The organism is Rhodococcus sp. NPDC060176 (assembly GCF_042728675.1).
Classification (GTDB): domain Bacteria; phylum Actinomycetota; class Actinomycetes; order Mycobacteriales; family Mycobacteriaceae; genus Rhodococcus_F.
This window is the reverse complement of the sequence record NZ_JBHWYS010000010.1, coordinates 46556-59692: the sequence shown is the minus strand read 5'-3', so window position 1 is coordinate 59692 and position 13137 is coordinate 46556. Positions and strand designations below refer to the sequence as shown.

Sequence of the window (13137 nt, the reverse complement as noted above, 5' to 3'; positions counted from 1 at the left end):
GACCAACGGCCAGAAGGTAACTGGACGGTAAAGCGGAATCGTGGAGGCACAGTCATCGCAACAGATTTGGAAAGGGACAGCGTGAGCACACTGCAGTCAGGTCAGAGCCTCGGAGTCGGCCAGGAACTCAAGTCCGACAACGGCGCGTACACCCTCAGCTTGCAGGACGACGGCAACCTGGTCCTGTCCGAGGGTGGACAGGCTGTTTGGGCCGCAGGCACCAACGGATCCGGCGCCAACCGCGCCGAGGTGCAGGCTGACGGAAACTTCGTCATCTACAAGGACTCCGACGCCGTGTGGGCATCGCAGACCGCAGGCAACGACGGTGCCTCCCTCTCGGTTCAGGACGATCGCAACGTCGTTCTGTCCGCCGGTGGAAACGCTTTGTGGTCTTCGGACACCGCAATCGAGGCGCCGGCCGCCGAGGCTGCCCCCGAGCCCGCTCCGGCACCGGAACCCGAGCCTGCACCCGCCGCTCCGGCAGCGCAGAGCTACACCGTCGAAAGCGGCGACACCCTGTGGGCGATCGCAGAGCGCTTCTACGGTGACGGCAACCAGTACCAACGCATCGCGGATGCAAACGGCATCCCGAACCCGGATCTCATCAACGCCGGTCAGGTACTGACGATCCCCGCCTGATTCACTGCTTGACCTGGCCCTGGGTGCCGACGTTCGCGTCGGCCCCCAGGGCCTTTTGTGTTCTACGCCACACAGATTCGTGTCTCGCCCAGCAGACCCTGATACTCCATTGCGGCATCTTTTCGCCTACAGTACTTCCGTACTGCTCCCGAAGGACAGGTGTGCATGAAAGACAGAACAGTCATGATCGGCGCTGTCGCAGTGGCCGCTCTCTCTCTGACATCAGGCCTCGTTTTCGGCGGAGCAGCCGGCGCATTCGGTGCCGGCGGCCCTGTGGTGAAGCCTCCCGCTCTGGTCTCGTCGGTTTCCGTCGAGTCCGTCGCCGGGATCGAACCGGCCGCGTTCTACAGCTCGGTGGCAGTTCCTACCGTTGTCATTCCTCCGACGCCGACCTGGCGAATCGCCGACGAGACGACTGCTCCTCGCAATCAGCCGCTGGTGGTGACCGCGACAAGCACGAGTTCTGCCACCTCGACTACTACTGCAACGAGCACGACAACACCGGTCTCGTCCACGACCTCCGCGTCGGCCACCGCGACCTCAACACCGACCGCGACAGCCACGACTACCAAGACCAGCACCACCCCAGTGGTCACGACCGGGTCCACGCCGCCCGTCGTCGAGGTCTCGCCCGTTCTCGCCGGATAGTTCTCGCTCATTCGGCTGCATACCGCCTGGCGTGACGGCGGTTACAGGAGCACTTCAGTCGCCGATCTCGAATACCCGATCTACCTGCGGCGACCTTCGTCGTCCACACGGCCTGTGACCCGCTGCAATCCGGTCGACCGGAAAAGGACAGCAGCATTGTCGGAGCCTCGCGTTACCGTATAGGTCTGAGCTTTTGCGGAAGGAGGTGGCTGATGAGCGCAATGGGCTTCGATCTCGATATCAGTGTCGACCGGGCATGGGCAGAATTTCAACGTCGCCTCGGTGATCACATTTCCATCATGGTCGACGGCGATGTTCTTGCCGTGGAATCGTCCACCGGCGACTTCGATCCAGCTGACGGCGCAGCGCCATGCGTTCAGTTCCTCGTGTGGGACAAGAACACAGTCCGCTGCGAGGTTCCTTCCAACGACTTCCTTCATCCTCGCTATCGACTCGAAGACGCCGACGAACAAAAGTTGATCGCACTCGGCTGGAATCCGCCTTCCGAGAATCTCGAGGATCCGAACAACTCTCCCGCCTTCTGCGTCGACAAGGCACAGAACTGGGCCGACCAGCTCGCAGCGATGACAGTCGCCGCCTTCCGTGACGTATTCGGTGTGCAGCACCCGGCCTTCCTCGCCAGCGATCTCACCGGCAACGAGCAGACTCCGGATTTCGATCCGTCGGTTGTCGAGTCGACAGAACTTCCGACACTCGACCCCACCGCGGCGTACATGCCCACCGATATCGACCATCTCAAGGAGTTGGTCACTCTCGCATTGATTCCTATGCTCGGCACTCTTCCCGAGCGGGACAGCGACGGGGACATACCAATTCGTGTCGGCTCGACCGTCATGTTCGTGGGTCCGCTGTCCGAGTCCATGGACGTGCAGTTGTTCTCGCCGCTCGTTCAGGACATCAGCAACCGCACCCGAGCAGCCGAGGTCATCGCCGATCTCAACCGCAAATGGTCACGCATCAAGTTCGTCTTGATCGACGACCGTTTGTCGGTGTTCCTCGAGGTAGCGGGTTCACCATTCGTTCCGAAGCAACTGACGGATACGTGCGCGGCCTTGACGTCCTTCCTGCGCACCGTGGACGACGAATTCGCCGCACGTGTCGGCGGAGACCTCTTCTTCGCGAACAAGAACGGTGATTCTTCCTCGCTACAGCCCGATCTGACGGCCGAGGACCTGCCTCCCGAACTCGAGACCCTACTGCACCTCGATTTGGATGTGGCCGAGGATCTCGATGCGGTGGCGGATGTCTGCGGTCGCGATCGCGATCTGATTCTTCAGCTCCTCCACATCAGTAACGAATGGCAGATTCAGCTGCGTAGTCAGGCCGTCGACGCCCACAGTCGTGGGGACGCCGAAGAGGCTGCGGGCTACGAGGATCAGGTCGGTGGGTGGGAACTCATGGTCGACCGCCTGCGCGGGGCTTTGCGACTGGTAGTCCTGCCCAATTCTCGAACCGAGACTCCGGCAAAGCCGCAACCTGAGCAGATGGGCCTGTTCGCCGATCCCTTGCAGCAGAGCCTCTTCGACGATCCGTCCTGACACGACGGATCGCCGTTCTCACTATTCGAAGTGGGATTTGAAGATCTGCCCGTGGACGCCCACGGTTCGATCGACTACCTGCGAGACCGTGAAATCCGCTGCGGCAGAAAGATAGGCGTAGGCCGTCGCTCGATCCATTCCGCGATCATGCTCGAGGAAGTCGAGCGCGTTGACCACCGCGCGCCGCATGGCGCCGTTGAGGTCACTGTTCTGCCCGTCGACCGAACCGTTGGGGTCGGACAGGCCGATCGGAATCCAGGCCTCCTCGGTCTCTGCGAACGGGTATCCGAATGCCACCGACGGGGCGTCGCCGGAATCCTTCTTGCACACGCTCAGTCGGAACGTGCCGCGCAGCGAACCTTCCATCGCCGTCAGCGCTGCCTCACCGTCGCCCATGGCCATATGTGGGTCACCGACGTAGAACAGGGCGCCTTCGGCAAAGACCGGCAGGTAAAAGGTTGATCCGACGCCGAGATGCCTGATGTCGATGTTCCCGCCGCCCAGCGTCGGAGGAATGGAGTTCGACGACGGGGATGTCGGATCGGCGTCCGTGGAGTATGCAACTCCCATCATTCCCATGAACGGACGCAGAGGGAACCGCACCTTCGATTCACCGAAGGGCATCACACCCTTACCGTCTTCGATCGCCGTGAAAGTGGAAACACCGCCGTACTTCAACGGATCCTTTGTCGCCCGCCCGTCCGTGGCGACCGGCGGCATGACTTCGTCCAGAGTGATTCCCGCCGGAGCGGTTCCGTCGGCCGTGACGGCGAGAGCACCCTTGCCGTGTCTGCTCGACACAACACCGTACGGCACGCGGGGAATGGCTTCGAGGGTCTCGATCTTGAGTACGTCCCCGGGCTGTGCGCCCTCGACGAAGACGGGTCCGGTGACGACGTGGGGGCCGTCCTTGTCGAAGTTTCGTTCGGTTCGGTTGTATTCGGCCGCAACGGCAATCGCGTCCTCGAGCACGTCTTGCTCGGAAACGCCTTTACTGCCGAAGTATTCGAGAGGATTGCGACCTTGATCCTCGAGAATTCCCTCGTGTGAGAGTGCGTCGATGGTGACGGTCTCGCCCGACTTCATCCGCATCACTTCGCGGGTGTGAATGTTGGGCACATAGCCCCACATGACGTCCGACGGATCCGAACTCAGATAGTGATCGCCGCTGACATTTCCGCGGCCCGGTTGCAGTATCGGAACACCATCGGCGAATGGCAGTGCAGAGGAGGATGATCCAGCCGGCGATGCGTTCGAGTGCGCGCACCCCGAAGCCACACCGGCAACTCCTACGCCCGCGCCGAGGGCAGCGACTGCCCTCATGAATCCGCGTCGGCCAAGTCCTTTCGTCAGGTCTTCGGCTGCGTTGCGGGCAAGAGTGTTTTCCATCGAGTTTCCTCCGGAGTGCGTGACGATGTGCGACTGCGAAGAAAGCTAGACCCGATTTGTTACTCGTTCATTACCATTTCATGGCAAGGAAATACCGTTGACTGAGAATGAATTCAGCGACGGCGAAGCCGCCAGAGCGAGGTCGTCTCTCGTGCCCGGGCTGCGTGAAGCGCATCGGTTCGGTCACTGACCTTTGCGTGCGTCGGCTTGACGTCCATGCGGTCGACAACGGTGAGTCCACCAGCCGCGATCAGGTCGTGCAATTCCGATCGCGTTCGGAGACCGAGGTGTTCGGCAATGTCGGAGAGGATCAGCCACGCTTCTCCCCCGTCGTCCAGATGCGCTGCGACGCCTGTCAGGAAGCCCTTCAGCATTGCTCCGGCCGGGTCGTAGACCGCGTATTCGATGGGTGAGGTGGCCTTGGCCGGAATCCAGGGAGGATTGCACACCACCAACGGGGCAGAGCCTTCGGGAAAGAGGTCGGCTTCCACCACGTTCACCTGATCGCCGTAGCCAAGCCGCGAGAGGTTGCTACGGGCGCATTGCAGTGCCCGGGGGTCCTGGTCGGTGGCTGTCACTGTCTTGACGCCGCGCTGCGCCAGTACGGCGGCCAGAACGCCGGTGCCGGTGCCGATGTCGAAAGCCGATTCCGTCGACGGCAGTGGCGCAGACGCGACAAGGTCGACATACTCGCCGCGGACGGGTGAGAACACTCCGAACGCGGGATGGATGCGGGCGTCGAGAGCCTCGATGAAAACGCCTTTGCGGTGCCACTCGTAAGCACCGATGGCGCCGAGAATGTCACGCAACGAGCGAACCGACGGCTCACCAGTAATCCCGAACGCCTCGGTCAAAGCTACTTGCGCGTCCGGGGAGCGCCGAAGTGGAATCGACAGATCTGCATCCAAGGGAATGAGCAGCATGCCGAGAATCTGCGCACGACGCCCTTGGGTCTGCCGGTGGAGATGGAAGGCTTCGGCGGGATCGTCGGAGGCTCGGCGCGGCTTGCGGTCGATGCGCGACGCGACGGCCTTCGTCAGTTGGCGAGCGTTCTGAAAGTCTCCGCGCCACAGCAACGCCGTGCCTTCGCACGCCAAGCGATAGGCGTCGTCGGCCTTCATCGTGTCGTCGGCGACGACGACGCGCTTGGGCGCCGGGGCGTTGCTCGTCGAACCCCAACGGGCCGATTGTTCGGCGTCGTTCTCGGTCCACACAGCGAATTGTTCAGTCATGTAAGCCCTTCCGGCGTCCGACGCATGGCGGCCGGTCTACCGGCTGATGTGGTCCAGATCTGCAAAATCTGCTTGTCTGGTGTCCACACTAGTCGGGACCGGCCGCGCTACATGACTGCGAGAGGGATGTCAGCCCTTGGCTACGCGAGCTGCCTCGGCGATCCGAGCCTCGGCGACCGCGTCAGCTGCCTCGCCGGCGAGGATTCCGTCCTTCTTCGACTTCGCGAAGATCTCGGTGACCGTGTCGAAGATCTTCTCGACCTTGAGCTTGACCTCTTCGGCCGAGTTGCCCTTCAGCTCGCCGGCGACCTGGATGAGGCCGCCGCCGTTGGCCACGTAGTCAGGTGTCCAGGTGATGCCGCGGTCACGGAGGATGTTCTCGACCTCGGGGACGGTGAGCTGGTTGTTCGCAGCGCCGCAGACAACCTCGGCCTTGATCGAGCGTGCGGTCGTGTCGGTGAGGGTTGCGCCCATTGCGCACGGTGCGTAGACGTCGAGATCGGCGTCGATGATGCTGTCGACGATGCTCACCTGCGGGAAGTCCGCCTTGACGCGGTCGAGCGCTGTGGCGTTGACGTCGGTCGCCAAAACGGTTGCACCGTCTGCGAGAAGAAGCTTGATGAGTTCGTAGCCGACCTTGCCTGTGCCCTCGACACCAACAGTCTTGCCTGCGAGCGACGGCGTGCCCCAATGCGACTGCGCCGCGGCGCGCATCGACTGGAATACGCCGAGGGCCGTCATCGGAGCGCTGTCGCCGGAACCGCCGACGGTGGCGTTGCGGCCGACGACGAAGTCGGTGTTGCGGCCGATGACGTCGAGATCGTTGGAGTTGGTTCCGACGTCACCAGCGGTGATGTAGCGGCCACCGAGGGTCTGGACGAATTTTGCGTAGGCGCCGAGCAATTCGTCGGTCTTGGCCGTCGCGGGGTCGCCGATGATGACAGCCTTGCCGCCGCCGAGGTCGACGCCGGCAACCGCAGCCTTGTAGGTCATGCCGCGCGAGAGGCGCAAAACGTCTGTGACTGCGGCAGATTCGTCGGAGTACGGGTAGAAGCGCGTTCCGCCGAGCGCGGGGCCGAGCGTCGTGGAGTGGATGGCGACGATGGCCTTGAGGCCGCTCGCGGGATCCTGGAAGAAGCTCACCTGCTCGTGGGGGTAATCGCGCAGGTAGTCGGCGCGATCGAACACGCCCGCAGTGTCGTCATGGGAAACAACGGAGTTCACGGGCTCGGCGGTGAGAGTCATTGTGGGATAGACCTTTCCGAAGGATTAACGGGGCGCAGTCGAAATATTGGGACGAATTGGCTATTGGGTACTATTGGGGACAAATAACCCAAAGAGAATCCCGCTGAGCAATTCGTGGAACCAATGCTCTGCCTGAGTTACGATTTGGTCAATGCAAATCTCTTGAACTAGTCAATTCGATCATCCAGTGACTCATATCACTGAGGAGAGGTTCACAAAGTGCTCAGCATCGACAAGCTCGACGTCCAGTTGCTCGGACTGCTCAGCAAGGACTCGAGGATGAGTGTGGCCGAGTTGGCCAACTCGTTGGGCGTCGCCCGCAACACCGTCCAGTCGCGAATGAAGCGCATGGAATCCAACGGACTTCTCACCGGGTTTCGGCCGAATCTCAATCTCCCCGAGGTCGGTATCCCGATTCAGGCATTTGTCGGTCTGGAGCTCGAGCAGGGCAAGATCAGCGCAGTGGCCCGCAGTCTGACCGAGTTGCCCGAGGTGATCGAAATTCACGCCACAACCGGCCGCGAGGATCTGCTCGTTCGGGTTGCCACGTCGACGCACGCGGCATTGCAGAAGTTGGCCGAGCAGATCGTGTCGCTTCCAGGCGTCACGCATTCGACCACGACCATCGCTCTGACCAATCCCCTTCCGTATCGAATTCAGCCTCTCCTCGAGCACCTCACCAATGACGCCGGCTGGGGTCGTTCGACTGCCTTCCCCCGCCAGCAGGACTAGGACGGGTGGTCGCGTCGATGCTTCCCGGTGCGCTAGTTTCATGGTTATGAGTGAGATCCAGGGACAGCGCATCGCGTTCATTCAGGCGACGTGGCATCGCAACATCGTCGACCGTGCACGCGACGGATTCACCGACGCGATCGTCGAGCTCGGCTACCCCAAGGACACGGTTGATTTCTTCGAGGTACCGGGGGCTTTCGAGATCCCGCTGCACGCTCGGCGGTTGGCCCAGACCGGCCGCTACCAGGCGATCGTTGCCGCAGGCCTGGTCGTCGACGGTGGAATCTACCGGCATGACTTCGTGGCGACGGCTGTCATCGACGGTCTGATGCGCGTGCAGCTCGACACCGACGTTCCGGTCTTCTCGGTGGTTTTGACGCCGCATCACTTCCACGAGCACGCCGAGCACGTCGACTACTTCAGCACGCATTTCGTGAAGAAGGGCGCCGAGGCTGCGCGCGCGGTCGACGCCACCGTCAAGTCGTTGAAGGCCCTGCCCACCAGCTAGTCGTTACCCAAGTCTCGCTGAGTCGAATGCCATCGGCTCAGCGAGATTTTTTGTGTCTATCGAGGGGTGTCGACGCTTGCCAGTGCGGAGGCGTTCGAGTCGTCGACTTCGCCGTAGCGGTCGACGCATTGCTGGAAGAAGTCCCGCATCTCGGTGACCACCTGGATGTGGCTGTTTAACGACTTCTCCAACGAATCTTCACCGCCGACGGCCTTCTTGGAGAATTTCGCGGCGAGGTCCTGCCCAGACTGGAAAGTCCCCATCCCCTTCACGTCTCCGATTCGCTCACACATGAGCACCATCGCTCGCAGCTCGTCGAGCAACGAATTACAAGCACATACAATCGGTTTCGCAACATCGGGCTCGACAATCACAAGCCCCCTCGCCGTGCTCACCGCGGGAGGTTCCCGTCGAGGTGTTCTGCGACGTATGCAACTAATTCACACGCCGACTCTTGGTGCGTGACCCCAGCCTTTGCTTCGACATTGACCCACACCGAACCCTGCGAGGCCGCAAGGGCCACGTAGCAGCCGTCGACTGCTGCATCGCTTTCTCGCTGGAATCGAATACCCACGCGATCACCAATCGGCATTTCTACAAACTCCGCATAGTCCGGGTTTCGGGTCACGTCGTTCTGCGTGTATCTGTTTGAGAGAACTGACACGAAGAACCACGTTCCTGTCCATGAACAAATCCTCCATCCCGGCTGCTCGACACCCGCGATATCAACTTCCTCGGTAGCCGGATCAAGCCCAACTTCTTCCAGAACCGAGTCCGGAATGTCCTTGCAGGGATCGAACAATCCCTCTTGGCCGGACGCAGGTTGCGGCGCCCCTTGCAACGATGCACTGCACCCCGCCGCCAGTGCGCCCGCGAACAGTACGGCCGCCACCCTGTTGGCCTTCATCCGAGAACTCACGAACCCGGAAGATCCTGGCCCGCGAGCGTGACCGCGTTGGAAGTATCGACACCGCTGTAACTGTCCAGACACTTCTGAAAAAAGTCCCGCATCTCGGTGACAACCTGGACGTGGCTCTTCAGCGCCTTCTCCAACGAGTCCTCCCCACCGACGGCCTTCTTGGAGAATTTTCCAGCGAGGTTTTCCGCGGAGGTCAAAGATCCCATGCATTTTACATCGGACACTCCGCCGACCATCCCCAACGCGCCCTCCAACACGAGCAGGTAGCTGTCACAGGCACCAATAAGCCCGTGAGCGACTTCCGGATCCAATTGAAAGGAAGGTCCACCAGCGTCTAGGTCCCACAACAGCGATAGCGCTGGTCGGCTGCTAAGGAGTATCTCTGGATTCGTCACGTCGCTCCCCCGTCCTTGCCGATGCCTCGGTCGATCAATTCGGCCATAAACCCTCGAACCTCCCCGCGAACCCAAATGCCAATTGACAGGTCGGCTCCTCGATCGGGCGAATTCCCTTGCGGTAGACCTTCAACCAAACCGACCCTTGCCCTGTATCCACAGCGACGTAACACGCGCCGTCATCCAAGTCCGCCGTCCTTCGGAACTCGATAGCCTTGCGCTGTCCAACCTCGATATCGCGCAGCTGCGCATAGTCCGGATTCGCCCGGATGTCGTCCGTCGAGTGTTCGTTTGCGTACATCGCGGCGAAGTACCACGAGCCTGACCAGGTGCAGATCTTCCACCCGGGTTGCGCAACACCCGCGATGTCAACTTCCTCGGTCGCCGGATCAAGCCCCACTTCTTCCAGAACTGAGTCCGGAATGTCCTTGCATGGATCGAACAAACCCTCTTGGCCGGATGCAGGCTCAGCCGCCCCCTCCACGACTGAGCTGCATCCTGCCGCAGCCCACACCAACATCCCAGCCATGAGCAATCGCCCAACCCCCACCGACCCCCGCATGGCACCCCCTGTTGATGTGGACCCACTCTATTGGATGCATCAGAGACCCCATCGGTTCCCGCAATCCTGAAATTCCCAGGTCACGATCGCCGGTTCACTCAGAGCGCATCTCCAGCGATTGACGCTCAGCTCAGCAGTCGCATACTGGAGAGGTTGACTACAACTTCGGGAAGGCACCGAGTGAGCGCACCGAAAGCCCCGGCCAAACCAGCGATCCTCAGCGTCGACGACGATCCTGGTGTTTCGCGTGCCGTCGTTCGAGACCTCCGCAAGCGGTACGGAGAGAAGTACCGAATCATTCGTGCGGAGTCCGGCGACCAGGCTCTCGAGACCTTGCGTGAAATGAAACTTCGCGGCGATGCAGTCGCTGTCATCGTCGCCGATTACCGCATGCCTGGTTTGAGTGGAATCGAGTTCCTCGAACAGGCAATGGACCTGTATCCCGTAGCTCGGCGCGTTCTACTGACCGCCTACGCCGATACTGATGCTGCGATCGACGCCATCAACGTAGTCGACCTCGACCACTACCTCCTCAAGCCTTGGGATCCGCCGGAGGAGAAGCTGTACCCCGTCATCGATGCGCTGCTCGATGCCTGGGCAAGCTCGAGTCATCACCCCGCCGAGGAAACAAAGGTGATCGGCCATCGTTGGTCCGAGCGATCCTCCGACGTTCGAGAGTTCTTGGCACGCAACCAACTTGCCTATCGCTGGTACATGTCAGACGAGCCGGAAGGCCAACGACTGCTCTCGGCTGCCGGTACCGACGAACTGCGGCTTCCCGTCGTCATCGCATCCAATGGGGATGTCCTTGTCGAGCCCACTGACGCCGAACTCGCCGACAAACTCGGGTTGAGTACCACCCTCTCCGAAGACTTTTACGATCTCGTTGTCATCGGCGGCGGCCCTGCGGGTCTGGGCGCTGCTCTGTACGGCGCTTCGGAGGGACTTCGGACGGTTCTCATCGAACGGCGGGCGACTGGCGGTCAGGCCGGCCAGAGTTCACGAATCGAGAACTACCTCGGCTTCCCCGACGGAGTCTCCGGCGCACAGTTGGCCGATCGGGCGAGGCGCCAGGCAACCAAGTTCGGCGCCGAGGTCATCACCGCGCGAGACGTCACCGGTTTGGAAATCAACGGCTCGGCCCGCACAGTGCGTTTCGACGACGGTTCGTCGGTCGACGCCCATTCGGTCATCTTGGCGACCGGTGTTTCCTATCGCCAGCTTTCGGCGCCGGGACTCGATACATACACCGGCCGAGGGGTCTACTACGGATCGGCCGTCACCGAAGCCGCTCGGTGCAGCGAGCAGGATGTGTACATAGTCGGCGGCGCCAATTCGGCAGGGCAAGCTGCGGTCTATCTGTCCCGCGGAGCTAGGTCCGTCACCATTCTCATTCGCGGCAACTCGCTCGAAGCCTCGATGTCCTACTACCTGATTCAGCAGATCGAAAAGAATCCGAAGATCACCGTGCGCACGTGCACGGAGGTAGTCGGCGCTGAGGGTGACGATCACCTCGAACGAATTACACTGCGTAACAGAGCCACCGGAGAAGAAGACACTGTCGATGCTCAGTGGTTGTTCATCTTCATCGGTGCCGCTCCCCTGACCGACTGGCTCGGAGACGTGGTGGTCCGCGACGGAAATGGCTTCGTTCTTGCCGGCCCGGACCTTCCGTCCGAAGGCGTCACACCGGACGGGTGGCCGCTCGACCGCGCACCACATCATCTCGAAACCAGTGTCCCCGGAGTGTTTGTCGCCGGGGACGTACACGCCGAATCGGCCAAGCGCGTCGCGTCGGCCGTCGGAGAGGGCGCGATGGCCGTGATGTTCGTCCACCGCTATCTCGCTCAACAATAGGGAGATTCGATGTCCATTCCTGAGTGCAGCCCCGACCTGCTTCGCACCCTGTTCCTGTTCGAGAAGCTCACCGACGATCAGCTCGAATCGCTTTGCCAGGCAGGCCATATCACCGAGATCGATCGAGGGCAGGTCTACCTCGAAGGTGAGCCTGCCACCTGCTTCTACGTCCTGATCGAGGGCGAGGTCGTGCTGTCCAAGCTGTCGGGCGGCGAAGACATCGAGATCAACAGGACCACCCAGCGCGGCGTCTACTCGGGAGGATGGACGGCGTATCTCGGCGATCGGGTACCGCAGGTGTACGCCGGTTCGATGCGGGTGACGACTCCTTCGACGTTTTTCGTCCTGGACGCCGACAAATTCGGCAATGCGATGCGCGAGTGGTTTCCGATGGCGGTTCATCTACTCGAAGGTGTTTTCTTCGGCAAGAAAAACACCCAGCAGATCATCGACCAACGCGAACGACTGCTGGCGCTTGGATCACTGTCGGCGGGATTGACTCACGAGCTCAACAACCCTGCAGCCGCAGCGGTTCGAGCGACGGCGTCGTTGCGCGAGCGTGTTGCAGGTATGCGTCACAAGCTGGGAATGGTCGCGTCAGGCACCTACGACCGCGATGCACTCGTCACTCTCATGCGGCTTCAAGAAGAAGTTGCAGAGGTTGTCGCCAAGGCGCCGACGCTCACTCCCCTCGAAGCCTCGGATCGAGAGGATTCGTTGGGTGAATGGTTCGAGGATCATTCGATTCGAGAGGGTTGGGATCTGGCTCCGACCTTCGTGCAGGCTGGTCTCGACACCGCTTGGCTCGAGAATGTTGCTGCAGCCGTTGACGAGTCCGTACTCGAAGGCGCAATTCGCTGGCTGAATTACACCATCGAATCCGAACTCCTGATGAACGAGATCGCCGACTCCACAACGAGGATCTCGACGCTCGTCGGTGCGGCGAAACAGTATTCACAGATGGACCGCGCTCCCTTCCAGACCATCGATGTCCACGAACTGCTCGACAGCACGTTGATCATGTTGGGCCAAAAGATCGGAAGCGGAATCGAAGTCGTCAAGGAATACGACCTCACGCTGCCTCCGATCGACGCCTACGCCGCCGAACTCAATCAGGTGTGGACCAATCTCATCGACAATGCGGTCTCTGCCATGGACGGATCGGGAACACTCACCGTTCGGACAAGCCGAGACGGTGACCGCGTGTGCATCGAGATCTGCGACACCGGCGCCGGGATCCCCGATGACGTCATCGACAGGATCTTCGAACCGTTCTTCACTACCAAGCCAGTCGGCGAGGGAACCGGTCTCGGCCTTGATATTTCGTGGCGAATTGTGGTCGGCAAGCATCGTGGTGAGCTGCGGGTCACGTCAGAGCCTGGTAACACCCGGTTCAGAGTTTTGCTGCCAATCGCGGGCCCACCGCGGGATACGCGTGACGACTAGTCGCCC

General features: G+C 61.2%; 14 protein-coding genes. 7 read left to right on the top strand and 7 right to left on the bottom strand.

Annotated features, from left to right (window positions below; genetic code table 11):
• The first annotated feature begins 81 nt into the window (after window positions 1-81).
• The 3 genes from ACFWEM_RS30035 to ACFWEM_RS30025 all read left to right on the top strand — a co-directional run bounded on the left by ACFWEM_RS30035 (window position 82) and on the right by ACFWEM_RS30025 (window position 2846).
• Entirely contained in the window at window positions 82-639 is a 558-nt protein-coding gene (locus tag ACFWEM_RS30035; RefSeq protein ID WP_378539397.1) for a LysM peptidoglycan-binding domain-containing protein, read from the top strand.
• A 165-nt stretch (window positions 640-804) separates the two neighbouring features.
• A complete protein-coding gene (locus ACFWEM_RS30030; RefSeq protein ID WP_378539396.1) occupies window positions 805-1287 on the top strand; it encodes a hypothetical protein in 483 nt (160 codons plus the stop codon).
• A 212-nt stretch (window positions 1288-1499) separates the two neighbouring features.
• Window positions 1500-2846, top strand: coding sequence for a hypothetical protein (locus tag ACFWEM_RS30025; RefSeq protein ID WP_378539395.1), 1347 nt, complete (start codon window positions 1500-1502; stop codon window positions 2844-2846).
• Between the two features lie 21 nt (window positions 2847-2867).
• On the opposite strand, the gene ACFWEM_RS30020 is transcribed toward ACFWEM_RS30025, so the two are convergent.
• The 3 genes from ACFWEM_RS30020 to ACFWEM_RS30010 all read right to left on the bottom strand — a co-directional run bounded on the left by ACFWEM_RS30020 (window position 2868) and on the right by ACFWEM_RS30010 (window position 6712).
• Window positions 2868-4235 (bottom strand): acetamidase/formamidase family protein, encoded by a 1368-nt coding sequence (locus ACFWEM_RS30020; RefSeq protein ID WP_378539394.1) that lies wholly within the window; start codon window positions 4233-4235, stop codon window positions 2868-2870.
• A 113-nt stretch (window positions 4236-4348) separates the two neighbouring features.
• On the bottom strand, window positions 4349-5467 hold the full coding sequence (locus tag ACFWEM_RS30015) for a methyltransferase (RefSeq protein ID WP_378539393.1): 1119 nt from the start codon (window positions 5465-5467) through the stop codon (window positions 4349-4351).
• Window positions 5468-5596: 129 nt separating this feature from the next.
• Complete coding sequence (locus ACFWEM_RS30010) at window positions 5597-6712, bottom strand: Glu/Leu/Phe/Val dehydrogenase (protein WP_378539392.1); 1116 nt, start codon at window positions 6710-6712, stop codon at window positions 5597-5599.
• Between the two features lie 219 nt (window positions 6713-6931).
• Here ACFWEM_RS30010 and ACFWEM_RS30005 point away from each other — a divergent pair, with 219 nt between their 5' ends.
• Together ACFWEM_RS30005 and ACFWEM_RS30000 are read left to right on the top strand one after the other, a co-directional pair.
• The gene (locus tag ACFWEM_RS30005) at window positions 6932-7444 is read left to right on the top strand and encodes an Lrp/AsnC family transcriptional regulator (RefSeq protein WP_003941343.1); all 513 of its coding nucleotides are present in this window, start codon (window positions 6932-6934) and stop codon (window positions 7442-7444) included.
• A 46-nt stretch (window positions 7445-7490) separates the two neighbouring features.
• A complete protein-coding gene (locus ACFWEM_RS30000) occupies window positions 7491-7952 on the top strand; it encodes a 6,7-dimethyl-8-ribityllumazine synthase (protein WP_378539391.1) in 462 nt (153 codons plus the stop codon).
• 56 nt (window positions 7953-8008) lie between these two features.
• On the opposite strand, the gene ACFWEM_RS29995 is transcribed toward ACFWEM_RS30000, so the two are convergent.
• From ACFWEM_RS29995 to ACFWEM_RS29980, 4 genes are all read right to left on the bottom strand, one after another.
• Window positions 8009-8245 carry a hypothetical protein gene (locus ACFWEM_RS29995; protein ID WP_378539390.1) on the bottom strand — a complete coding sequence of 79 codons (237 nt, stop codon included), beginning with the start codon at window positions 8243-8245 and terminating at the stop codon, window positions 8009-8011.
• 98 nt (window positions 8246-8343) lie between these two features.
• On the bottom strand, window positions 8344-8859 hold the full coding sequence (locus tag ACFWEM_RS29990) for a DUF3558 domain-containing protein (protein WP_378539389.1): 516 nt from the start codon (window positions 8857-8859) through the stop codon (window positions 8344-8346).
• A gap of 8 nt (window positions 8860-8867) precedes the next feature.
• Window positions 8868-9266, bottom strand: a complete 399-nt coding sequence (locus ACFWEM_RS29985; RefSeq protein ID WP_378539388.1) for a hypothetical protein — start codon at window positions 9264-9266, stop codon at window positions 8868-8870.
• Window positions 9267-9300: 34 nt separating this feature from the next.
• Window positions 9301-9786, bottom strand: coding sequence for a DUF3558 domain-containing protein (locus ACFWEM_RS29980; protein ID WP_378539387.1), 486 nt, complete (start codon window positions 9784-9786; stop codon window positions 9301-9303).
• A 222-nt stretch (window positions 9787-10008) separates the two neighbouring features.
• Between ACFWEM_RS29980 and ACFWEM_RS29975 the strand changes: the two genes are divergently transcribed.
• Window positions 10009-11685, top strand: coding sequence for an FAD-dependent oxidoreductase (locus ACFWEM_RS29975; RefSeq protein ID WP_019749255.1), 1677 nt, complete (start codon window positions 10009-10011; stop codon window positions 11683-11685).
• Between the two features lie 9 nt (window positions 11686-11694).
• Window positions 11695-13131 (top strand): ATP-binding protein, encoded by a 1437-nt coding sequence (locus ACFWEM_RS29970; protein ID WP_378539386.1) that lies wholly within the window; start codon window positions 11695-11697, stop codon window positions 13129-13131.
• Window positions 13132-13137: the final 6 nt, after the last annotated feature.

Excerpts from the sequence above, each read along its gene's own strand:
- ACFWEM_RS30030 (WP_378539396.1), top strand. The coding sequence starts at position 805 with ATGAAAGACAGAACAGTCATGATCGGCGCTGTCGCAGTGGCCGCTCTC.
- ACFWEM_RS30025 (WP_378539395.1), top strand. The coding sequence starts at position 1,500 with ATGAGCGCAATGGGCTTCGATCTCGATATCAGTGTCGACCGGGCATGG.
- ACFWEM_RS30020 (WP_378539394.1), bottom strand. The coding sequence starts at position 4,235 with ATGGAAAACACTCTTGCCCGCAACGCAGCCGAAGACCTGACGAAAGGA.
- ACFWEM_RS30015 (WP_378539393.1), bottom strand. The coding sequence starts at position 5,467 with ATGACTGAACAATTCGCTGTGTGGACCGAGAACGACGCCGAACAATCG.
- ACFWEM_RS30010 (WP_378539392.1), bottom strand. The coding sequence starts at position 6,712 with ATGACTCTCACCGCCGAGCCCGTGAACTCCGTTGTTTCCCATGACGAC.
- ACFWEM_RS30000 (WP_378539391.1), top strand. The coding sequence starts at position 7,491 with ATGAGTGAGATCCAGGGACAGCGCATCGCGTTCATTCAGGCGACGTGG.
- ACFWEM_RS29995 (WP_378539390.1), bottom strand. The coding sequence starts at position 8,245 with ATGTGTGAGCGAATCGGAGACGTGAAGGGGATGGGGACTTTCCAGTCT.
- ACFWEM_RS29990 (WP_378539389.1), bottom strand. The coding sequence starts at position 8,859 with ATGAAGGCCAACAGGGTGGCGGCCGTACTGTTCGCGGGCGCACTGGCG.
- ACFWEM_RS29980 (WP_378539387.1), bottom strand. The coding sequence starts at position 9,786 with ATGTTGGTGTGGGCTGCGGCAGGATGCAGCTCAGTCGTGGAGGGGGCG.
- ACFWEM_RS29970 (WP_378539386.1), top strand. The coding sequence starts at position 11,695 with ATGTCCATTCCTGAGTGCAGCCCCGACCTGCTTCGCACCCTGTTCCTG.